27 protein-coding genes are annotated in these 19,144 nt (G+C 65.0%); 16 read left to right on the top strand and 11 right to left on the bottom strand.

All coding sequences use genetic code 11. From position 1 onward, the window contains the following. The first annotated feature begins 88 nt into the window (after window positions 1-88). A complete protein-coding gene (locus OEW28_RS04125) occupies window positions 89-1,498 on the top strand; it encodes an oligosaccharide flippase family protein (protein ID WP_263733440.1) in 1,410 nt (469 codons plus the stop codon). A 45-nt stretch (window positions 1,499-1,543) separates the two neighbouring features. Here OEW28_RS04125 and OEW28_RS04120 read toward each other — a convergent pair whose 3' ends face one another. Beyond that, window positions 1,544-2,533, bottom strand: a complete 990-nt coding sequence (locus tag OEW28_RS04120; protein ID WP_263733439.1) for an adenosine kinase — start codon at window positions 2,531-2,533, stop codon at window positions 1,544-1,546. Next, window positions 2,530-3,174 (bottom strand): endonuclease III, encoded by a 645-nt coding sequence (gene nth / locus OEW28_RS04115; RefSeq protein WP_263733438.1) that lies wholly within the window; start codon window positions 3,172-3,174, stop codon window positions 2,530-2,532. The genes OEW28_RS04120 and nth overlap by 4 nt, the downstream gene beginning before the upstream one ends. Before the next feature lie 109 nt (window positions 3,175-3,283). Between nth and OEW28_RS04110 the strand changes: the two genes are divergently transcribed. The 3 genes from OEW28_RS04110 (at window position 3,284) to OEW28_RS04100 (ending at window position 5,764) form a co-directional block, all read left to right on the top strand. Then, a complete protein-coding gene (locus OEW28_RS04110) occupies window positions 3,284-4,126 on the top strand; it encodes a bifunctional helix-turn-helix domain-containing protein/methylated-DNA--[protein]-cysteine S-methyltransferase (protein ID WP_263733437.1) in 843 nt (280 codons plus the stop codon). Between the two features lie 107 nt (window positions 4,127-4,233). Beyond that, window positions 4,234-4,899 (top strand): OmpA family protein, encoded by a 666-nt coding sequence (locus tag OEW28_RS04105; protein ID WP_263733436.1) that lies wholly within the window; start codon window positions 4,234-4,236, stop codon window positions 4,897-4,899. Between the two features lie 94 nt (window positions 4,900-4,993). Continuing rightward, a complete protein-coding gene (locus OEW28_RS04100; RefSeq protein ID WP_263733435.1) occupies window positions 4,994-5,764 on the top strand; it encodes an FCD domain-containing protein in 771 nt (256 codons plus the stop codon). Between the two features lie 12 nt (window positions 5,765-5,776). Here OEW28_RS04100 and OEW28_RS04095 read toward each other — a convergent pair whose 3' ends face one another. The 7 genes from OEW28_RS04095 to OEW28_RS04065 form a co-directional block, all read right to left on the bottom strand. Then, complete coding sequence (locus OEW28_RS04095) at window positions 5,777-6,220, bottom strand: GNAT family N-acetyltransferase (protein WP_263733434.1); 444 nt, start codon at window positions 6,218-6,220, stop codon at window positions 5,777-5,779. A gap of 98 nt (window positions 6,221-6,318) precedes the next feature. Beyond that, entirely contained in the window at window positions 6,319-6,873 is a 555-nt protein-coding gene (locus OEW28_RS04090) for a F0F1 ATP synthase subunit B (protein WP_263733433.1), read from the bottom strand. Window positions 6,874-6,877: 4 nt separating this feature from the next. Then, window positions 6,878-7,453, bottom strand: a complete 576-nt coding sequence (locus OEW28_RS04085; RefSeq protein WP_263733432.1) for a F0F1 ATP synthase subunit B' — start codon at window positions 7,451-7,453, stop codon at window positions 6,878-6,880. An 80-nt stretch (window positions 7,454-7,533) separates the two neighbouring features. Continuing rightward, entirely contained in the window at window positions 7,534-7,773 is a 240-nt protein-coding gene (locus OEW28_RS04080) for a F0F1 ATP synthase subunit C (protein ID WP_263720507.1), read from the bottom strand. Window positions 7,774-7,822: 49 nt separating this feature from the next. Continuing rightward, window positions 7,823-8,593 carry a F0F1 ATP synthase subunit A gene (locus OEW28_RS04075; protein ID WP_263733431.1) on the bottom strand — a complete coding sequence of 257 codons (771 nt, stop codon included), beginning with the start codon at window positions 8,591-8,593 and terminating at the stop codon, window positions 7,823-7,825. A gap of 2 nt (window positions 8,594-8,595) precedes the next feature. Beyond that, window positions 8,596-8,925 (bottom strand): AtpZ/AtpI family protein, encoded by a 330-nt coding sequence (locus OEW28_RS04070; protein WP_263733430.1) that lies wholly within the window; start codon window positions 8,923-8,925, stop codon window positions 8,596-8,598. A 177-nt stretch (window positions 8,926-9,102) separates the two neighbouring features. Then, window positions 9,103-10,020, bottom strand: a complete 918-nt coding sequence (locus OEW28_RS04065; RefSeq protein ID WP_263733429.1) for a DMT family transporter — start codon at window positions 10,018-10,020, stop codon at window positions 9,103-9,105. A gap of 128 nt (window positions 10,021-10,148) precedes the next feature. On the opposite strand from OEW28_RS04065, the gene OEW28_RS04060 reads away from it, so the two are divergent. After that, the gene (locus OEW28_RS04060; RefSeq protein WP_263733428.1) at window positions 10,149-10,487 is read left to right on the top strand and encodes an ArsR/SmtB family transcription factor; all 339 of its coding nucleotides are present in this window, start codon (window positions 10,149-10,151) and stop codon (window positions 10,485-10,487) included. Here OEW28_RS04060 and OEW28_RS04055 read toward each other — a convergent pair. Next, on the bottom strand, window positions 10,477-11,394 hold the full coding sequence (locus tag OEW28_RS04055) for a DMT family transporter (protein ID WP_263733427.1): 918 nt from the start codon (window positions 11,392-11,394) through the stop codon (window positions 10,477-10,479). The two genes, OEW28_RS04060 and OEW28_RS04055, sit on opposite strands and share 11 nt — an antisense overlap. A gap of 3 nt (window positions 11,395-11,397) precedes the next feature. Continuing rightward, the gene (locus OEW28_RS04050; RefSeq protein ID WP_263733426.1) at window positions 11,398-12,285 is read right to left on the bottom strand and encodes a LysR family transcriptional regulator; all 888 of its coding nucleotides are present in this window, start codon (window positions 12,283-12,285) and stop codon (window positions 11,398-11,400) included. Between the two features lie 98 nt (window positions 12,286-12,383). Here OEW28_RS04050 and OEW28_RS04045 point away from each other — a divergent pair, with 98 nt between their 5' ends. The 11 genes from OEW28_RS04045 to rpmE all read left to right on the top strand — a co-directional run bounded on the left by OEW28_RS04045 (window position 12,384) and on the right by rpmE (window position 19,004). Next, on the top strand, window positions 12,384-12,974 hold the full coding sequence (locus OEW28_RS04045; RefSeq protein WP_263733425.1) for an FMN-dependent NADH-azoreductase: 591 nt from the start codon (window positions 12,384-12,386) through the stop codon (window positions 12,972-12,974). Window positions 12,975-13,255: 281 nt separating this feature from the next. Then, window positions 13,256-14,779: a signal recognition particle protein gene (ffh, locus tag OEW28_RS04040; RefSeq protein WP_263733424.1), complete on the top strand. Its 1,524-nt coding sequence runs from the start codon at window positions 13,256-13,258 to the stop codon at window positions 14,777-14,779. 112 nt (window positions 14,780-14,891) lie between these two features. Beyond that, window positions 14,892-15,413, top strand: a complete 522-nt coding sequence (locus OEW28_RS04035; protein ID WP_263733423.1) for a GNAT family N-acetyltransferase — start codon at window positions 14,892-14,894, stop codon at window positions 15,411-15,413. Further along, the gene (locus tag OEW28_RS04030) at window positions 15,410-15,946 is read left to right on the top strand and encodes a GNAT family N-acetyltransferase (protein ID WP_412174773.1); all 537 of its coding nucleotides are present in this window, start codon (window positions 15,410-15,412) and stop codon (window positions 15,944-15,946) included. Before OEW28_RS04035 ends, OEW28_RS04030 begins: the two co-directional genes overlap by 4 nt. A 27-nt stretch (window positions 15,947-15,973) precedes the next feature. After that, entirely contained in the window at window positions 15,974-16,270 is a 297-nt protein-coding gene (locus OEW28_RS04025) for a chorismate mutase (protein ID WP_263733422.1), read from the top strand. Between the two features lie 42 nt (window positions 16,271-16,312). Continuing rightward, window positions 16,313-16,660 (top strand): 30S ribosomal protein S16, encoded by a 348-nt coding sequence (gene rpsP / locus OEW28_RS04020; protein ID WP_263733421.1) that lies wholly within the window; start codon window positions 16,313-16,315, stop codon window positions 16,658-16,660. A gap of 14 nt (window positions 16,661-16,674) precedes the next feature. Continuing rightward, on the top strand, window positions 16,675-16,815 hold the full coding sequence (locus OEW28_RS04015) for a hypothetical protein (protein ID WP_263733420.1): 141 nt from the start codon (window positions 16,675-16,677) through the stop codon (window positions 16,813-16,815). After that, window positions 16,805-17,311 (top strand): ribosome maturation factor RimM, encoded by a 507-nt coding sequence (rimM, locus tag OEW28_RS04010; RefSeq protein WP_263733419.1) that lies wholly within the window; start codon window positions 16,805-16,807, stop codon window positions 17,309-17,311. The genes OEW28_RS04015 and rimM overlap by 11 nt, the downstream gene beginning before the upstream one ends. Continuing rightward, window positions 17,304-18,101, top strand: a complete 798-nt coding sequence (gene trmD / locus OEW28_RS04005) for a tRNA (guanosine(37)-N1)-methyltransferase TrmD (protein ID WP_263733418.1) — start codon at window positions 17,304-17,306, stop codon at window positions 18,099-18,101. The genes rimM and trmD overlap by 8 nt, the downstream gene beginning before the upstream one ends. 295 nt (window positions 18,102-18,396) lie before the next feature. After that, window positions 18,397-18,771, top strand: a complete 375-nt coding sequence (gene rplS, locus OEW28_RS04000) for a 50S ribosomal protein L19 (protein WP_263733417.1) — start codon at window positions 18,397-18,399, stop codon at window positions 18,769-18,771. A gap of 11 nt (window positions 18,772-18,782) precedes the next feature. After that, window positions 18,783-19,004, top strand: coding sequence for a 50S ribosomal protein L31 (rpmE, locus tag OEW28_RS03995; protein ID WP_263733416.1), 222 nt, complete (start codon window positions 18,783-18,785; stop codon window positions 19,002-19,004). Window positions 19,005-19,144 lie beyond the last annotated feature (140 nt).

Here is a 19,144-nt window from a genome sequence, read left to right as displayed (position 1 = left end):
GTAGTGAGCCGGCCATGGCCAAAACTGTCCGCCAGCCACGCGCCAGCACACCCGACACGAGGCCGCGATGAGGTTCGCCCGGCGAGCGATGAGGTTTCTTGCGCCGGTGCGCTCTTCCTCGGCGCTTGGCGCCGCCGCCATGTCGGGCGAGCCGACGACGCCGGGCAAGATCACCGAGCGTCTTGCGTCGGGCGCGCTGCTGACCATCGGCGGGCACTTCGGCGGCCAGATGATCAGGCTCATCGGTAACCTGATCCTGTCGCGGATACTGTTCCCCGAGGCCTTCGGTCTCATGACACTCGTGACAGTCGTGCTGGTGGGCGTCGCGATGTTCTCCGACATCGGGATCGCGCCGTCGATCCAGCAAAGCAAGCGCGGTGACGACCCCGACTTCCTCGACACGGCCTGGACCTTGCAGCTGATCCGGTTTTCGTCGCTATGGGTCGTCTGCTGCATTCTTGCGTGGCCGGCAGGGGCGTTCTTCAACGAACCGATGCTGACGCAGCTCTTGCCGGTCGCGGCCTTGTCCCTGGTCATCGCCGGGTTCCTTCCCACCCGGATTCATACCGCTTCGCGGCATCTGCTGATCGGTCGTCTCACGGCCATCGACCTGGCTTCCCAGGCGATTGGGCTGATCGCGATCATCGTCCTGGCCCTGATCACGCGCTCGGTCTGGGCGATGCCGATCGGCAACGTATTCGGCGTGTTCATAAAGCTGATCCTTGCGGACCGCTATCTGCCGGGTGCGCGAAACAGGTTCCGCTGGGAAAAGGAAGCACGACACGAGCTTGTGCACTTCGGAAAATGGATATTCCTGAGCACCGCCTGCAGCTTTCTGCTGTCGCAAAGCGACAAGATCATTCTTGGCAAGTTCATATCGATCGAGGGTATCGGGATCTACAACGTCGGCTTCTTCATGGCCACCGCGCCGATGGCGATCGCGATCGCGATCAATAGCCGGTTGACTCTGCCCTTGTGCCGCGACCATCCGCCGGGTCAAAGCGCAGACAATTTCCGGGTCGTCCGCCGCTTCCGCTTCCGCTTCAGTTTTGCGGCTTTATCGTGCCAGATCGTGCTCGCCTTGCTGGGCGTGACGATCATCGACATCCTCTATGACGACCGTTTCCTGGCCTCGGGCGGAGTCGTCGTCGCCGTCGCCCTGATGAACCTGCCCTACATCATCGGGATCACCTACGAAGGCCCGGCTCTTGCCGCCGCCGATTCCCGGGCGGTCTTCATGCTCAACCTCACGCGCGCGGTGCTGCAGACAGGGCTGTTCCTGGCTGGTGTAGAACTTGGGGGGCTGCAGGGTGCGTTCATCGGATATGCGCTGGCCCACCTTCTGTCGCACGGCGTCGTGATCCATGTCGCAAGGAAGCACAAGGCATGGGACCCGCTGCACGATGCCGTCATGCTGCTGCTGAGCATCGGGGGCGCCGCGCTTGCCCTTTGGGTCAATAGCGGCGCCATCCTGATGCTGTCGAATTTTGTCCGATAGCCGGACCAGGCGGATCGGAACGCAGCCCGACCGCTGACGCGTTCCTCAGATAAGACCTTCCGCCCGGAACAGCGCCTTTACATCCAACTCGGGCCGCGCGCCGAAATGGCTGATGACCTCGGCCGCAGCGACGCAACCCATGCGGCCGGCCTTATGAAGCGGCTGACCCGTCGCCAGTCCGTACAGGAACCCGGCCGCGAACTGGTCTCCGGCACCGGTCGCATCCACCGGAACGACGCGGTGCACCGGGACCTCGACCCGTTCTTCGCCGCGGATCAGGATCACGTCCGCCCCTGAGCGGGTGCAGACGATCATCTGGCAATCCTCGCGCGCGCGGGTCAGCGCCGCCGCAAGGTCGCCGGTCTGGTAAAGGGCGCTCCACTCATGCTCGTTGCCGATTACATAATCCATCTGGTCCCGCACGAGGCGCCTGAAATCCGCGCGGTGCCGATCCACGCAGAACGGGTCGGAGAGCGAGATGCCGGCCTTGCCCCCGCCCTTGTGGCAGGCTTCGGCTGCCTTCAGGAAGGCAGCCTTGCCGGCGTCCTTGTCGAACAGGTAGCCTTCGAGAAACAGGTAATCCGTGTTCCCGGCGACGCTTTCATCCAGATCCTCGGGCCCGAAATCCGCCCCGGCCCCCAGATAGGTGTTCATCGACCGCTCGCCGTCCTTCGTCACGAAGATCATGGACCGGGACGTCGGAAGCTCCGCCGAGGCGGAGGGCGGGTTTGGAAAGTCCGTACCCTCGGCCTCGAGCGATTTCGCGTAGAAGCGTCCCAGCGCGTCGTCCTTCACCTTGCCGACGAACGCGGTCCTGAGCCCAAGGTTGCCCAACCCCGCCAGCGTGTTGCCGACCGACCCGCCCGGCGCCTGGGTGCGATCCTTCATCGCCGCGTACAGCGTTTCGCCCCGTTCGCGATCGACAAGCTGCATGACGCCCTTCTCGATCCCCATCCAGTCCAGAAAGTCGTCGTCGCACTGGGTCAGCACATCGACGATGGCGTTGCCGATGCCGACCACCTGAAATCTGCTCACAGGGTTTTCTCCTCATAGGGGCAAAGGTCGCGAATGATGCAGGCACCGCATTTGGGCTTGCGCGCGACGCAGATGTAGCGGCCATGCAGGATCAGCCAGTGATGGGCGTGCTGCTGGAACTCCACCGGCACGTTGTCCTCGATCGCGCGCTCGACGGCATCCACCGTCTTGCCAACGGCGATGCCGGTGCGGTTGCCGACGCGGAAGATATGCGTGTCGACCGCCTGCGCGGGGAAGTGGAACCACATGTTCAGGACCACGTTCGCAGTCTTGCGCCCAACACCCGGCAGGCGCATCAGCGCGGCGCGGGACGAAGGCACCTGCCCTTCGAACTCTTCGACCAGGATGCGCGAAAGCTTCATGACGTTCTTGGCCTTCTGGCGGAACAGGCCGATCGTCTTGATGTGCTCGATCAACCCCTCTTCGCCAAGGGCAAGCATCCTTTCCGGCGTGTCGGCGGTCTTGAACAAAGCGCGCGTCGCCTTGTTGACGCCCGCGTCCGTCGCCTGCGCCGAAAGCGCCACCGCGACCAGAAGGGTGAAGGCGTTCACATGTTCAAGCTCACCCTTCGGCTCGGGCTCCGAGTCGCGGAAACGGGTGAAAATTTCCCGGAGCGTATGGTAATCGAGCTGGCTGGCCATGACCGGGATATGCCCCGGCGGAATGTTCCACCGCAAGCGCAAAGCGCAGTTTTCGGGTCGCAGCGGTCCTGCCGTTGCCTTACCTTCCGTGGGACAAGGAGAACGCGACATGCACGACGACAGCGCTTATCACTATCGCACCATCGCCCGCGCGCTGGAACATATCGACGGCGACGACGGACGCGGCCTGTCGCTGGACGATCTGGCGGCGCGGCTCTCGATGAGTCCGGCGCACTTCCAGCGGGTTTTCTCGCGATGGGTCGGCGTATCGCCCAAGCGCTATCAGCAGTACCTGACCCTGGACCACGCCAAGCGCCTGCTGGCTGATCACTTCACCCTTCTTGACACCGCGGCCGAGGCCGGGCTGTCGGGCACCGGGCGGCTGCACGACCTGTTCCTGACCTGGGAGGCGATGAGCCCCGGCGAATATGCCCGCGGCGGCGAGGGCCTGACCATCCGCTACGGCTGGTTCCCCACCCCGTTCGGCGAGGCGCTGGCGATGGGGTCGGACCGCGGCCTTTGCGGACTGGCCTTTGCCGAGGATTGCGGACGCGACGCAGCCATGGCCGACCTCAGCGGGCGCTGGCCCAATGCGCGTTTCACCGCAGATGCAGGCGCCATCACGCCCTGGGTTCAGGCCGCCTTCGACGGCAAGGGCGAGGCGCGATTGCACATGATCGGCGCGCCCTTCCAGATCAAGGTATGGGAGGCGCTTCTGGCGATCCCGTCCGGCCAGGTCACCACCTACTCGGAACTTGCCCGTGCCATCGGCCACCCGACAGCCGTCCGCGCGGTCGGCACGGCCGTGGGCAGGAATCCGGTCAGCTGGCTGATCCCCTGTCACCGCGCGCTGCGAAAATCCGGCGGCCTGGGCGGGTATCACTGGGGCCTTCCGGTCAAGCGCGCCATGCTGGCCTGGGAAGCGGCCCGCGCCGAGGCAAAAAGCGCCTGACACCCGCAGGCGGATTGCCGCGCAAGGGGCTATCGTCCAGGTGTTATTGCCTTACAGATGCGCTAGACCCCACCTGAAGACGACAAGTCACAGACGGGAGACGCTTCATGCGCATCACCACGATCATCATGGCTGCGACGGCCGGGGCCTTCCTTCTGGCCGCCTGTACGCCGCCCGAACAGTACAACCCCAACGATCCCAACCAACGCACGCGTGAGGGTGCAGCCGTGGGTGCCGGGCTTGGCGCGATCGCGGGTCTGATTTCGGGCGACACCGCGAAAGAACGTCGCAACCGGGCGCTTGGCGGCGCGATCATCGGCGGCATCGCGGGCGGCGTCATCGGCAACAACCTGGACAAGCAGGCTGCCGAGCTGGCGGCGAGCTTCGACAACGGCGCCATCGGCATCATCAACACCGGCAACGAACTGATCGTGCGCATGCCGCAGGACATCCTGTTCGCGACCGACAGCGCCGTGGTTTCGCCCGTTCTGCGCGGCGACCTGCAGACCCTGGCGGCCAGCATCAACCGCTACCCGGACACCACGATCCAGGTGATCGGCCACACCGACAACACCGGCACCGCGGCCTACAACCAGTCGCTTTCGGAACGCCGGGCGCAATCGGTCGCGGCGATCCTTCAGGGCGCCGGCGTCGCGGGCTACCGGCTTCAGGCCTTCGGCCGCGGCGAAAGCGAACCGATCGCCTCGAACTACACGCCTGAGGGCCGCGCTCAGAACCGGCGGGTGGACATTATCATCCGCCCCAACCGCTGAGCCGACACATCAGAAAAGGCCGGGAATTTCCCGGCCTTTTTGATTGCCCGCCTCCGAATGCGGTCATAAACTCTGACCAATTCAGGATGCGCCGATGCCCTTTCAGAAAATCGAACCGGAAAAACTTTCCGACACCGTCGTCCGCCAGATTGAGCGGCTGATCCTGCAAGGCGTGCTGCGGCCCGCCGAAAGGCTGCCGTCCGAGCGCGACATGTCGGAAAGGCTCGGCGTGTCGCGGCCCTCGCTGCGCGAGGCGATCGGTCATCTCGAAGACGCGGGGCTTCTGGTCACGCGCGCAAGTTCCGGCATCTACGTCGCAGACGTCCTGAACTCGGCGTTCTCACCTGCTCTTATCCAGCTTTTCGCGCGCCACCCGGACGCGGTCTTCGACTATCTCGACTTTCGCAAGGACATGGAAGCGCTGGCCGCCGAGCGCGCCGCCCGGCTGGGATCGGAAACCGATCTGCGGATCGTCGACGCCGTCTTTCGCAAGATGGAGGCCGCGCACGGCAAGCGCGATCCGTCCGACGAGTCTGCGCTGGACGCCGAATTCCACATGGCGATCATCGAAGCCAGCCACAACGTCGTCATGCTGCACATGATGCGCGCGATGTTTGGCCTTCTGCGCGAAGGCGTGTTCTACAATCGCCAGGTGATGTTCCGTCAGAAGACGACGCGCGAAGCGCTTCTGGATCAGCACCGCGCGATCAACACCGCGCTGCAGGCCCGCGATCCCGACGGCGCCCGCGCAGCGGTGGAACGGCACCTGACCTTCGTGGAAACGGCGTTGAAGGATCACTTCCGCACCGAGCGCAACGAAGCGGTCGCACGCCTGCGTTTCGCGCAGGAGGCAGAACGGGGCTGAACTGCGCCCGGATCAAAGGCGGATGTCGTAGGTCACCCAGCGGGTACGCTCTGCAAGGTGGTCGTAAAGCCCGCGGGCGCGGTAGTTGTCCTCGGCGGTGATCCAGCGGATGACGCTCCAACCCTCGGCGCGCCCCTCTTCCTGAACGGCCTCGATCAGCGCGGCCGCAGCGCCGCTTCCGCGCGACGCCGGATCGACGAAAAGATCATCCAGGAACCCGCCGGTGCTGGCTGCCAGGGGCCGCGCGAAGGCCCTGAAATGGGCAAGGCCAACCAGCCTTCCGCCCAACTCTGCGACACGCCCGCGGACTTCGTGGTCGGGATCGGTGAGCCAGGACCAGACACGGCCGCGCATCTCTTCGGACTGCTCCACCCGATAGAAGGCGGCGTAGCCCTTGTAAAGTTCCCCCCAGGCATCGCGGTCCTGCGGCTGAATCGTCCGGACGGAAATGGTCATCGGGTTCCCCTGCTGGTTTCACGAAAATTCGCAGCCCTTCGCGCAAAAGAAAAGCCCGGCCGTTCGGGCCGGGCTTTCGCAATGTCTGCAATAGCCGATCAGTGAAGCTTTGCTTCGACTTCCGCGATCGACGCCTCGACCAGCTTGCCGCGTTCGGCCGCCGTCATGCCCTTGGCGATAAGGTCGCCAGCCGCGGCAACGGCCACCGCGATCGCACGGTCGCGAACTTCGCGAACGGCGGAGGCTTCGGCGGATGCGATCTGGTCCTCGGCCGCGGCAAGACGCCGCGTGATCGAGGCCTTGAGATCCTCCTTGGCCTGCTCGGCGGCAGCCTGAGCTTCGCGCTTGGCCGTCTCGACGATGCGATCGGCCAGTTCCTGGACTTCCTTCTGCTTGCGCTCGTAGGACGCCAGGATCGAGCGCGCCTCTTCACGAAGCGCCCGCGCCTCGTCGAGATCGGACTTGATGCCAGCGGCACGCTTGTCAAGAAGTCCGCCGATCAGGGCCGGAACCTTGAAGTAGACCAGAACGCCGACGAAGAGCAGGAAGGCGATCGTGACGACGAAATCGGTGTTGCGAAGGCTGAAGAACGGGCCGGTCGCCGCCAGAGCCGGAGAACCGGCCAGAATGAGGGCAAGGGAAAGCTTTTTCATCATCTTACCCTTTCATCCGGTCGGATACCGCGGATGCGACCGACTTGTCATCAGCCGAACCGCCAAGCGCGGAAACCAACGCAGCCGCGGTTTCGTTCGCCACGTCCTTGACGCTTTCCAGCGCGCCGGCGCGAATTTCTTCGATCCGGGCAGCGGACTCGGCGGTCTTGGCCGCGATCTCCGCATCCGCCTTGGCGGTTGCGACGTCGAGGTCCTTCTGGATTTCTGCGCGTGCTTCGGCCACGATCTTGGCGGCCTCGGACCGCGCGTCGGCGATCGCCTGGTTGTAGGCCTTCTCGGCCTCGACGGCCTTCGCCTTCAGTTCCTCGGCCGCTGCGATGTCGCTGGTGATCGTGCGCTGGCGGTCGGCCAGGACGGCACCGATGCGCGGAAGCGCGATGCGCGACAGCACGAAGTAGATGACGATAAGCGCGACCACGAGCCAGAAGATCTGGTTCGCAAAGGTCGATGTATCGAGTTGCGGCATGCCCGCGGACTGCGCCGCGTGTCCCGCCGCCTCTGCGGCGTGACCGGCCGCTTCGGTCGCGGTATCGGCTGCCGTATGCGTGGTGTTCGCCATGTCGTCCCCCTGGAACCCAGTTTACATCGGGTGAGCGCCGCTTGGGCACCCACCCGACCGTAAGGATGGTTCGTTCAGGATCAGACTGCGAACATCAGCAGAAGCGCGACGAGGAACGAGAAGATCCCGAGCGCTTCGGCGAACGCGATGCCGATGAAGAGGGTCGCGGTCTGGCCGGCAGCGGCCGACGGGTTGCGCAGAGCGCCAGCGAGGAAGTTGCCGGCAACGTTGCCCACCCCCATCGCGGAGCCGCCCATGCCGATGCAGGCAAGGCCAGCGCCGATGAATTTGCCGAGAGCGGCTGCAGCTGCGAGTTCCATGTGTATCTCCTTACGGTTGGATTGGTGCAGTTGGAGTGAAGACCGGGCGTCAGTGTGCCGGATGCAGCGCATCCCGGAGGTAGACGCAGGTCAGGATCGTGAAGACGTAGGCCTGGATGAAGGCCACGAGGATTTCGAGACCGTAGATCGCCGTGATCGCGAGGATCGAAAGCGGCGTCACCGCGATGCCCACGCCCGAGATCAGGATGAGGGGCGCGAAGGCGGCGAAAACTTTGATAACGGCGTGACCGGCCATCATGTTGCCCGCAAGACGAATGGAGTGGCTGACGGGACGGACGAAGTAGGAAATCACCTCAATCAGCGCCAGGACCGGGCGCAGCGGCAGCGGCGCCGAGGACACCCAGAAGAGCCCAAGGAAATGCACGCCGTGCTTGACGAAACCGACGATCGTCACCGTCAGAAATACCGCCACCGCAAGGAAGGCCGTCACGGCGATGTGCGAGGTCGGCGTGAACGCCTTGGGCAGAAGGCCCAGGAAGTTCGAGAAGACGATGAAGATGAACAGTGTGAAGACGTAGGGGAAGAACTTCACCGCGTCGTGCCCGGCGACATCCTCTACCATCTTGTGGACGAAACCGTAGGCCAGTTCCGCGACCGATTGGGTCCGGTTCGGGACGACGGCGCGCCCGCGCGTGCCAAGCACGAACAGCGCGATCACGCACAGCACGGCGATCGCCATCCACAGGGTGACGTTGGTCACCGTGAGGACGCCAACGTGTTCGCCGCCGAACAGCGGTTTCACGATGAACTGGTCCATCGGGTGGAATGCAAGGCCTTCGCTGTGCTCTTCCGTCGCCACGTCTATTCCCCTTCGTCCCTGGCGGAGTCTTCCGCCTGTCTTTTCTCCTGGAACTCCTGCGCCGTGCGAAGCATCGTCTTCACCCCGGCCGCGAAGCCCAGCAATGTGAACAGCACCAGAAGGATGGGAAGTGTCCCGAAAAGGACATCCAGCCCGTATCCGATGCCGAAGCCGATCCCGAGTCCCGAAACCAGCTCGATTACCATCCGCCAGCCTTGGCTCGCGGCCGAATAGTGTTCGTCGATCCGGGGCTTCGGCTTCTGCGCCTTTCGCATCCCCGCGATCCTGTCTTCAAGCGCCTTCATGCGCTCGGGATCGGGCTCGTCGGACATGGGAAGGCCCCCTTTGACGGTCGCGGGATAGCTAGAATGCTATTGACCGCGAGTCAATGCCGTGGTTGCGCTGCAAATTTTTACGCATGTCATTGAAAAAGCGCGATTTATCAAGTTTCAGGGATTTAACGGCAAGCGGACCGGGCGCTGCTCGGGCGACTTTGGGGCCGGATGGGCTTATTCAACTTTTCGGTTGATTATCTCCCCGGCGCCCCTGGGAAAGACACGGCGCCACAGCCGGCCGTCGATCAGAAGCAACCCCAGGAAGATCGCGGCCATCCCCGCGAGATGTTCAGCCTGGATCACCTCGTCCAGAACCAGGGCACCCAAGATCACCGCCGAAACCGGCGCGACAAAGGTGACCGTCGAACTGGCGGTGGGGCCGACCTGCCGCAATAGCCAGTAGAGCGCGATGAAGGCCGCCGAGGTCAGGACCAAACCGATGAAAAGCAGCGCGGCCCAAGATTCCACGCGCGTGATCCTGGGCGAACCCTCGGCCGCAAGCGCGACCGGCGCGATGATCAGCGCGGCTCCCGTCAGGGACCAGGCAGCCACGACCGTCGAGTCGATCCCGCGGTAGCTGCGCGCCATGTTCGTCGCGATGCCGTAGCAGAACGGGGCGCAGAGGGCGACGAAGATCGCCCAGACCTCGGAAGACGATCCTTGGCGCAGGTAGGGCAGCGACAGGACGGCGATCCCGCAGAACCCCACCAGCACGCCCAGCGATTTGGCCGTCGTCGCCCTTTCGCCCCCCGGCCAGACCTGCGACACGATCACCACCATGATCGGTGTCATCGCGTTGGTGATGCCGGCGACGCCGCTGGCCAGGTATTGCTGGCTGATCGGGTATAGCGCGAAGGGAATCGCGAAGAAGACCGTGCCCAGTGCGAACAGCCCGCCGATCGTGGCAAGGGGCAGGCGGACCTGCCTGCCCGTGGCGAGCGCCCATATCCAGCAGCCAAGCGCCCCAAGGGCCACGCGGCCGAGCGACACACTCATCGGACCGATTTCCCTCAGCAGGATCGCGTTCAGGATGAATGAACAGCCCCAGCCCATTCCGAGAATGACGATAAGAGCCCAATATCGGAGCGGCATGGGTGTCCTCCGATCAGAGAGCGGAAAAGCGCGCCTGTGCGGAGTATCGCGGCAAACGCCGAAAAATGCCACACGGAATGCGATGCGACCTGCTTTCGCACGCTCGGCGGTGGCGATATGGTCGTGCCATGAACCTGGATGCGATCTTCGCGGCTCTTGCCGATCCCACGCGCCGAGCGATCCTTACGATGCTGCTTGAGGATGATATGGCGGTGACGGATGTCGCGGCGCCGTTCGAGATGTCGCTGGCCGCGATCTCCAAGCATCTCAAGGTGCTGGCAGAGGCGCGGCTGATCAGCCAGGAACGCCGCGGTCGCGTGATCTGGTGCAAGCTCGAGCCCGACGCGATGCGCGCGGCGACGGTCTGGATCGCTGGTTTCGGGCTGTTCGAAGCGGTCGACCTTGATGCCTTCGAGCGGTTCCTGGAAGGCGAACTGTCCGAACAGCAGGATCAGCCTAGCGCGTAGCGCGGCCGGGGCGGCGCGGGGCCATACCCTCTTCGTTCTTCACAAGCAGCCACAGCGCCCCGAATGTTGCGGCCACCCCCAGCAGCGTGAGCACGCCCGGCACGTCGTGGCCTAGCGCAATCTCCCACAGGATGACCCAGCTTGGCACCAGGTAGGTGTAGGCCATGACCTTGGCCGAGGGCAGACGCAGCGTCGCGTATTGCACCAGCCAGAACGAAGCTGCCGTAGCAAAGACGGTCAGATAGCCGATTGTCAGCCAGACAATGCCCGGAAGGTTGATCCAATCGGCCCCCAGGATCGCCCGCCAGTCATACAGGCACAGAAGCCCCGCCCCGGCGACGAGGGTGCCGAAGGTGAACAGGACCGGCGGCTCGCCCCGGTTCAGGCGCCGGATCATCGGCGTGTAGATCGCGTGCGCGATGCAGCCGAAGAAATAGGTGACCTCGCCCGCCCCGACCTCGAACGACACCAACGCACCGATGTCGGCGCGAAAGATCACCCAGGTCGCCCCCACCGCCCCGATCGCCAGCGCCGCCGCCATGCGCCGGGTCATCACCTGCCTCAGCAGCAGATAGGCGAAGCCCGCGGTGATTGCCGGGGTCAGGGTAAAGACCGCGGCGGCCTGGACGGGCCTTGCGGTCTTCAGCCCCTCGAACATCAGGACGAAATAGACCGAAAAGAGTCCGCCCAGCACCAGATAGCGCCAGGGCGCGGAAAGGGCGCGCCGGCTAAAGCCCACGGTCAACGCGGCGGCCAGTCCCATGACGCCAGCGGCAAGGACGAACCGCGCGGCCGTCAGAACGACGGGGTCGATCCTGTTTGCGACGATCGAGCCCAACGAAAACGACCCCGCGATGCACAATGAGAAGACGAGCATCGCAAGGTGGCCGCGCAGATGATCCTGCATCGCTCAGCCGCCGACGCAGCCCCGCGCGTGTTCCTTCAGCGCGGACAGAAAGGCCTGGATCTTGGCGCTGCGGTGCAGGTCCACATGCGTGACCAGCCATAGCGCCACGTCCCAGTCATCCCGAGGCGGCAGAACCTGCAGCAAATCACCCTGCCCCTCGGCTTCCTGCATCGTCAGAAAGCCAAGCGCGTTGCCGCCGCGGATCGCATCGAGCCGCGCGGCAACTTCGTTGGTCCGGAACACGATCGCCTCGGCACCGGCCTTGGACAGAAGCCAGCGGTTGAAGGGCGCGCGGTTGTCATCGTCCACCGCGCCAACGTAGCGGTGGCCCGCGATGTCGTCGTCCGACGATGGAAAGCCGAAGCGATCGCGGTAGCTTTGGGTGCCGTAAAGCGCGATCTTCTGCGTGAACAGAGGCTGGACGACGTTGTCGGGCTCTTGCGGGCGCGCGCCCGCCCGGATCGCCACATGCGCTTCTCCGTATTCCAGCCGGAACACGCGCAGGTCGGTGACATACCGCACCTTCAGGCCCAGGTGTTCCCGCTGCAGGGCGATCAGCACCGGCGTGACCAGCGGTGCCAGCCCAGGAAGCGAGGTCACGACAAGCTCTCCGGAGAATTCGGACCCGGCCCCGGCGATCCGCGCTGCCAGTTGGGCGAACTGGTCGTCGGTGACGCGTGCGACCTTGAGCAGTTCCTGCCCGGCCTCGGTGGGCGTGTAGCCCCTTGGATGGCGCTGGAAGAGCCGTGCACCCAGACGCGCCTCAAGCGCGTCGATGTGCCGGATCACGGTCGCATGGTGAACACCCAGCACCTCGGCCGCCCCGGACACCGTTCCCAAGCGCGCAACCTGAAAGGCGGTGCGGATCTCATCCCAGTTCTCGAAGCTCATATTGTGCACCCATTAACAGAATATGCGTATTTATCGCCATTCTGTTCACCTGGGCAATATCTATTTCTGGTCCACACCAAATCTGGAAGGACCTTAGAATGACCCACATCCTCCGCATAGACAGCTCTCTCAAGGGCGAAGATTCGATTTCTCGTCGCCTGACTGGACGCATCGTCGCAAGGCTTGCCGGCGCCCATCCAGATGCCCGCGTGACCGAGCGCGACCTGTCTCGCGGCGTGCCGCAGATCGACGCCGGCTGGATCGGCGCGGTCTATACGGCTCCAGAGGCCCGCAGCGCCGATCAGGCCAGCATCGCCGACTACTCCGACCGCCTCCTGGCCGAGGTCAAGGCAGCCGACGTTCTGGTCATCGGGCTGCCCGTCTACAACTTCGGCGTGCCCGCGACGCTGAAAAGCTGGATCGACCACCTTGCCCGCAAAGGCGAGACCTTCCGCTACACGCAAGCCGGCCCCGAAGGGCTTCTGAAGGGCAAACGCGCGATCATCGCCCTGTCTTCCGACGGCACGAAGCTGGGCTCGGGCGTCGACTTCGCGTCGGGCTATGTCAAGCACATGCTTGGCTTCTTCGGCATCACGGAAGTCGAGTTCGTGGCGGCCGACCAGATGATCTTCGACGCCGAGGGCACGATCCGCGCCGCCGAGGACCGGATCGAGAGCCTGGCCGCCTGAGACGCTGGCTCCCTGACACGCCGGACCAGACCCAAGGGCCCCGCACAGTTCGGGGCCCTTTCCTTGCTGGTGCGCCGCGCCTTCGCCCCGCGACGCTTGACTCCCACGCTCCTCGCGCGTAAAGCCCGGCCGATACCCGGAAGTCTTGAAGCTTCCGGTCCCCGGTCATGACCGGGGATCGCCACCAGTCAGCGCGTTGCGCCCACTGGTGCGTTTTGCGTTTTGGCGCTCCGGACCCCATCTGGAACGCGAAGGAAGTAAAGGGCCAAGGAGGGCCGCGGATGTTCGAGAACCTGTCAGAACGCCTTGGCAGCGTCTTCGACCGGCTGACGAAGCAGGGTGCGCTGACGCCCGAGGACGTCAAGGCGGCGCTGCGCGAGGTGCGCGTGGCTCTTCTTGAGGCCGACGTATCGCTTCCTGTCGCGCGCGACTTCATCAAGGCTGTCGAGGAAAAGGCCACCGGCCAGGCGGTGACCAAGTCCGTCACCCCCGGCCAGCAGGTCGTCAAGATCGTCCACGACGCGCTGATCGACGTGCTGAAGGGCGATGGCGAGCCCGAGGCGCTGAAGATCGACAACCCGCCCGCGCCGGTCCTCATGGTCGGCCTCCAGGGGTCGGGCAAGACGACGACGACCGCGAAACTCGCCAAGCGGCTCAAGGAAAAGAACGGCAAGCGGGTGCTGATGGCCTCGCTCGACACGAACCGCCCCGCGGCGATGGAACAGCTCCAGATCCTCGGCCAGCAGATCGGCGTCGACACGCTGCCGATCGTGAAGGGCGAAAGCGCGGTCCAGATCGCGAAGCGCGCCAAGCAACAGGCAACGCTTGGCGGCTACGACGTCTACATGCTCGACACCGCCGGGCGTCTGCACATCGACGAAGTCCTGATGGACGAAGTGCAGGCGGTCCGCGACGCGGTGTCCCCGCGCGAAACGCTGCTTGTCGTCGACGGCCTGACCGGCCAGGACGCCGTCAACGTCGCGACCGAGTTCGACGGCAAGGTGGGCATCACCGGCGTGGTTCTGACCCGGATGGACGGCGACGGGCGGGGCGGGGCCGCGCTTTCGATGCGCGCCGTTACCGGCAAGCCGATCCGCTTCGTCGGCCTTGGCGAAAAGATGGAGGCGATCGAGACCTTCGAGGCCGAGCGCGTCGCGGGCCGCATCCTCGGCATGGGCGACATCGTGGCCCTGGTCGAGAAAGCCCAGGAAACGCTGGAGATGGAACAGGCCGAGCGCATGGCCAAGCGCTTCGCCAAGGGTCTGTTCAACATGAACGACCTCAAGAACCAGCTTGACCAGATGCTCAAGATGGGCGGCATGCAGGGCCTGATGGGGATGCTGCCCGGCATGGGCAAGATGCAGAAGGCTGCCGAGGCCGCGGGCTTCGACGACCGGATGCTGCGCCGCCAGATCGCGCTGATCAACTCGATGACCAAGAAGGAACGCGCCAACCCCGATCTGATGCAGGCCAGCCGCAAGCGGCGTGTGGCCGCGGGCGCAGGGCTTGATGTGGCCGAACTGAACAAGCTTCTGAAGATGCACCGGCAGATGGCCGACATGATGAAGAAGATGGGCAAGGGCGGCGCCATGAAGCAGGCCATCAAGCAGATGATGGGCGGCAAGGGTCTTGGCGGCGGCATGCCCGACCCGTCGAAGATGAGCCCGGCCGAGATGGAAGCCATGGCCAAGGGCATGCGCGAAGGCATGGGCGGCATGCCCGGGGCCATGCCCGGAATGGGCGGTCTTGGCGGGCTGAAACTTCCTGGCGGCCTTTCCGGCCTTGGGTTCGGGAAGAAGAAGTGACCCGTCAGACGCGCATCCAGCGTCTTTCCCTGAAGGGAAGGCGCAAGGCACCGGCCCCGCTCAACGCGGGGCGGCCGGATTGCGCGTCGCAGTCGACAGGCGGGGCGCACGCATGACCTGCCCGATCCTTCACACCGAACGCCTGACGTTGCGCGCGCCCAAGCTTGCGGACTTCGAACACTGGGCCGCCTTTTTCGGCTCGCCCCGCGCCGATCACGAACGCGGCCAGAAGGACCGGGCCGAGGCTTACCGGTACTGGGCCGCCGATGTGGCGCTTTGGCAGCTCAGGGGCTACGGCCCCTTCAGTCTCGACGACCGCGCCACCGGCGCCTATGTCGGCGAGGTCGGGATCTATCAGCCCGAGGGCTACCCGGAGCGGGAAATCGGCTGGTTCACCATCCCGGACGCCGAAGGCAAGGGCTACGCATTCGAAGCCGCGAGCGCGGTGATCGGATGGGCACGTGAAAGCTTTGGCTGGGATCGGCTTGTCAGCTACATCGATCCGCGCAATACCCGCTCGGTCGCGCTGGCCAAGCGTCTTGGCGCCGTGATCGACCCGTCGCTTGACGGCACCGAGCCCGGCGACATCGTCCTGCGCCACGATCTGCGCCAAGATTGCGGGGCGCGCGCATGACACCGATGCTTGCCAACACCCCCGTGCTTGAAACCGAACGGCTGACGCTTCGCGCTCCGGCCCCGGGCGACTGGGCGGCGTTCGACGCGTTCCTGTCGTCGCCCCGCGCCGGTTTCGTTCGGTCGGGCGACTACGCGCTTGGCCAGACGTGGCGCGCCTTCGGCCATCTCATCGGCCACTGGGTGCTGCGCGGCTTCGGCATGTTCGTCTTCACGCCGAAGGGCGAGAACCGGGCGCTTGGCATGGCCGGCCCGTGGTTTCCGGCCGACTGGCCCGAGCGGGAAATCGGCTGGAGCGTCTGGACCGCAGAGGCGGAAGGCAAGGGCTACGCGCATGAGGCCGCCGCCGCCGCGCGGACGCATGCGTTCGACACGCTGGGATGGGATACGGCGGTCAGCTATGTCGCCCCCGCGAACGCCCGGTCGATCGCGCTGGCCGAACGGCTTGGCGCGCTGCGCGACGACGCGGCCCGGCACCCGGCGGGCGATAAGCCCTGCCTTGTCTATCGTCATCCCAAGGGGGTACGCGCATGACCTGCCCGATCCGCACCGGAGGCTCGCATGAGTGATCCGACGACCCGCGCCGCACAGTTGCTGAAAGGGCACCGCGAAAGCATCGACAGGCTTGACGCGATCCTCGTCTTCACGCTGGCCGAGCGCTTCAAGCACACGCAGGCGGTGGGTCTTCTCAAGGCCGAGAACGACCTGCCTCCGTCCGACCCCGCGCGCGAAGCGGCGCAGATCGCGCGTCTTGAAAGGCTGGCCGCCGAGGCTGACCTTGATCCCGAGTTCGCCAAGAAGTTCCTGAACTTCATCATCTCAGAAGTCATCAGGCATCACGAGAAGTTGCAGAAATAACGGGGAGTTCCCCGTCAACAGCCATCAAAAGGAGTAACTCACATGGCTATGAAAATCCGTCTCGCCCGCGGCGGTTCCAACAAGCGCCCCTTCTACTCGATCGTTGCATCCGACTCGCGCATGCCGCGCGACGGCCGCTTCATCGAGAAGCTGGGCACCTACAACCCGCTTCTTGCCAAGGACAGCGAAGACCGCGTCAAGATGAACATGGAGCGTGTACAGTACTGGCTCTCGCAGGGCGCCCAGCCGACCGACCGCGTCGCCCGCTTCCTGGAAGCCGCCGGCGTCCGCGCCAAGGCGACCCGCGCCAACATGAAAAAGGCCGAGCCGGGCGACAAGGCGAAGAAGCGCGCCGAGGAAAAGGCTGCCAAGGCCGCTTCGGCCGAATAAGCCGCTGACGGATCATGCTGATCGGCTTCTTCCTGCGCCGGATCGTCACCTTCACGCTTTGCGCGGGGGCGTTCTGGCTTGGGGTGAAGACCGATCAGCTGATCCAACCCGCGCCCGCCGCGGCCGCTTGTGAAGAGGCATCGAATGGCCACTGACCGTATCTGCGTCGGCGCCATCGCCGGGGCCTTCGGGGTCCGAGGCGAGGTGCGGCTCAAAAGTTTCTGCGCCCAGCCCGAAGCGATAGCGGCCTACGCGCCGCTGTGGACCGAGGACGGCGGCCGCAGCTTCACCGTCAAGCTCACGCGCGGCACGGGTGGCGGGCTGACCGCGCGCCTGTCGGGCGTGAACACGCGCGAAGAGGCGGAAGCGCTGAGGGGGATCGAGCTTTTTGCCGATCGCCACAAGCTTCCCAACCTGCCCGACGACGAATTCTATCACGCGGACCTGATCGGGCTTGAGGTGCTGGACACCTCCGGCGCACCTCTTGGCAGGGTCAAGGCCGTCCACAACCACGGCGCGGGCGATTTCCTTGAAATCATCGGCGGCGCGGCCACCCTGCTGCTTCCGTTCACCAAGGCGGCCGTTCCAACCGTCGACCTGACTGTCGGCCGCATCGTCGCAGACCCGCCGGGGGATCTGGGGGATGAGTGACGACAAGCCGCGGTCACACGGAAGGTTGGCGATTTCGGCCAGCGTGAAACCGCGGGAACTGATGACCGACACGCCGCGCCTGAAGGGCGCGTGGCGGTCGCGGGTCATCACGCTTTTCCCCGAGGCGTTTCCCGGCACTCTTGGCCTTTCGCTGACAGGCAAAGCCCTGCAGGAAGGCCGCTGGGCCCTTGAAACCATCGACTTGCGTCCCTTCGGCATCGGCAAGCACCGGAACGTCGACGACACGCCCGCGGGCGGCGGCGCCGGGATGGTGCTGCGTGCGGACGTGCTGTCGCGTGCCTTTGACGAGGCCGCCGTCGGCACGCCCATCGACCGCGCCCGCTGGCCGGTTGTCTACCTATCCCCACGCGGGCGAAGGTTCGACCAGGCGACCGCGCGCGCCTGGGCAGCGGCGGACGGCATCACCCTGCTTTGTGGGCGGTTCGAGGGAGTGGACCAGCGCGTGCTGGACCACTACGCGGTCGAGGAAATCTCGCTTGGCGATTTCGTCCTGACCGGGGGGGAGATCGCGGCTCAGGCGATGATCGACGCGACCGTCAGACTGCTGCCAGGCGTGCTTGGCAACGCCGCCTCGACCGAGGAGGAAAGCCACTCGAACGGCCTTCTGGAGCATCCGCAGTACACCAGGCCGCAGGTCTGGGAAGGGCGTGAGATCCCGCCAGTACTCATGTCCGGCCACCACGGCGAGATCGAGAAGTGGCGCAGGGCCGAGGCCGAGCGGATCACCCGTGAACGCCGTCCGGACCTTTGGGCCGCCCGCAAGGGTTGAAGGTTCGCTCGGGCTGTGTCGCACGCATGGATTTGCAGGCCCGCCCGCGCCCCATCGCTTGACCAATCGCATGCTTGCGCCTATACCGCGCCCGTCCGGGGCTTTTGCGAGTCGTCCGGGCCTTTTTTCTATGGCCGATGCGCCCGTCTTCTTCGGCGGGTTCCGGGCCGGCGAAACGGCAAGTAAACGGTGACCTGACCTCCGGCGGGCGCGATGCGCGGACCCGATGAAGACACGGAGCTCTGAGGCGCGCGAAACCATCGCGGGGCTACCGCGAGCATGGAAAGGAATTGCGATGAACCTGATCGCGCAGCTCGAGGCGGAACAGATCGCCGCCCTCGGCAAGACCATCCCGGATTTCAAGGCCGGCGACACCGTTCGCGTCGGCTACAAGGTGACCGAAGGCACTCGTTCGCGCGTGCAGAACTACGAAGGCGTGTGCATCTCGCGCCGCGGCGGCAACACGCTGGCCGCGTCGTTCACCGTGCGCAAGATCTCCTTCGGCGAAGGCGTCGAACGCGTGTTCCCGCTGTACTCGACCAACATCGACTCGATCGAGGTTGTGCGGCGCGGCAAGGTCCGCCGTGCGAAGCTCTATTACCTGCGTTCGCGTCGCGGTAAGTCGGCCCGTATCGCCGAAGTCACCAACTACAAAGAAAAAGCCGTGTGAGGATTGGACCGATGAAACAAGGTATCCACCCCGACTACCACTTCATCACCGTCAAGATGACCGACGGCTCGACCTACCAGACCCGTTCGACCTGGGGCAAGGAAGGCGACACCATCGCGCTCGACATCGATCCGCTGGCGCACCCCGCCTGGACCGGTGGCTCGGCCAAGCTGATGGACACCGGCGGCCGTGTGTCGAAGTTCAAGAACAAGTACGCCGGTCTGGGCTTCTGATCCCGATCGCAGACGTTCGGAAAGCGCCGCCCTTCGGGGCGGCGTTTTTCCTTTCGCTGTTGCGCCGCCACAAGCGCCGAAAAGCAATGTCCCTTCGCGCGCCGAAGCTTCCCCCCATCGCGGGTCGCGTCTATACCTTC

This window comes from Albidovulum marisflavi (assembly GCF_025751435.1).
Lineage (GTDB): Bacteria > Pseudomonadota > Alphaproteobacteria > Rhodobacterales > Rhodobacteraceae > Albidovulum > Albidovulum marisflavi.
The sequence above is the reverse complement of the archived record's forward strand: the minus strand, read 5'-3'. Positions and strand labels throughout refer to the sequence as shown.

Coding starts and splice junctions, on each gene's coding strand:
- OEW28_RS04030 (WP_412174773.1), top strand. CDS start 15,410: ATGACACCGATGCTTGCCAACACCCCCGTGCTTGAAACCGAACGGCTG.
- OEW28_RS04090 (WP_263733433.1), bottom strand. CDS start 6,873: ATGAAAAAGCTTTCCCTTGCCCTCATTCTGGCCGGTTCTCCGGCTCTG.
- OEW28_RS04045 (WP_263733425.1), top strand. CDS start 12,384: ATGACCCACATCCTCCGCATAGACAGCTCTCTCAAGGGCGAAGATTCG.
- OEW28_RS04025 (WP_263733422.1), top strand. CDS start 15,974: ATGAGTGATCCGACGACCCGCGCCGCACAGTTGCTGAAAGGGCACCGC.
- nth (WP_263733438.1), bottom strand. CDS start 3,174: ATGGCCAGCCAGCTCGATTACCATACGCTCCGGGAAATTTTCACCCGT.
- OEW28_RS04105 (WP_263733436.1), top strand. CDS start 4,234: ATGCGCATCACCACGATCATCATGGCTGCGACGGCCGGGGCCTTCCTT.
- OEW28_RS04080 (WP_263720507.1), bottom strand. CDS start 7,773: ATGGAACTCGCAGCTGCAGCCGCTCTCGGCAAATTCATCGGCGCTGGC.
- OEW28_RS04085 (WP_263733432.1), bottom strand. CDS start 7,453: ATGGCGAACACCACGCATACGGCAGCCGATACCGCGACCGAAGCGGCC.
- OEW28_RS04015 (WP_263733420.1), top strand. CDS start 16,675: ATGCTGATCGGCTTCTTCCTGCGCCGGATCGTCACCTTCACGCTTTGC.
- rpsP (WP_263733421.1), top strand. CDS start 16,313: ATGGCTATGAAAATCCGTCTCGCCCGCGGCGGTTCCAACAAGCGCCCC.
- OEW28_RS04050 (WP_263733426.1), bottom strand. CDS start 12,285: ATGAGCTTCGAGAACTGGGATGAGATCCGCACCGCCTTTCAGGTTGCG.
- OEW28_RS04100 (WP_263733435.1), top strand. CDS start 4,994: ATGCCCTTTCAGAAAATCGAACCGGAAAAACTTTCCGACACCGTCGTC.
- OEW28_RS04060 (WP_263733428.1), top strand. CDS start 10,149: ATGAACCTGGATGCGATCTTCGCGGCTCTTGCCGATCCCACGCGCCGA.
- trmD (WP_263733418.1), top strand. CDS start 17,304: ATGAGTGACGACAAGCCGCGGTCACACGGAAGGTTGGCGATTTCGGCC.
- rpmE (WP_263733416.1), top strand. CDS start 18,783: ATGAAACAAGGTATCCACCCCGACTACCACTTCATCACCGTCAAGATG.
- ffh (WP_263733424.1), top strand. CDS start 13,256: ATGTTCGAGAACCTGTCAGAACGCCTTGGCAGCGTCTTCGACCGGCTG.
- OEW28_RS04055 (WP_263733427.1), bottom strand. CDS start 11,394: ATGCAGGATCATCTGCGCGGCCACCTTGCGATGCTCGTCTTCTCATTG.
- OEW28_RS04110 (WP_263733437.1), top strand. CDS start 3,284: ATGCACGACGACAGCGCTTATCACTATCGCACCATCGCCCGCGCGCTG.
- rplS (WP_263733417.1), top strand. CDS start 18,397: ATGAACCTGATCGCGCAGCTCGAGGCGGAACAGATCGCCGCCCTCGGC.
- rimM (WP_263733419.1), top strand. CDS start 16,805: ATGGCCACTGACCGTATCTGCGTCGGCGCCATCGCCGGGGCCTTCGGG.
- OEW28_RS04035 (WP_263733423.1), top strand. CDS start 14,892: ATGACCTGCCCGATCCTTCACACCGAACGCCTGACGTTGCGCGCGCCC.
- OEW28_RS04065 (WP_263733429.1), bottom strand. CDS start 10,020: ATGCCGCTCCGATATTGGGCTCTTATCGTCATTCTCGGAATGGGCTGG.
- OEW28_RS04095 (WP_263733434.1), bottom strand. CDS start 6,220: ATGACCATTTCCGTCCGGACGATTCAGCCGCAGGACCGCGATGCCTGG.
- OEW28_RS04070 (WP_263733430.1), bottom strand. CDS start 8,925: ATGTCCGACGAGCCCGATCCCGAGCGCATGAAGGCGCTTGAAGACAGG.
- OEW28_RS04125 (WP_263733440.1), top strand. CDS start 89: ATGAGGTTTCTTGCGCCGGTGCGCTCTTCCTCGGCGCTTGGCGCCGCC.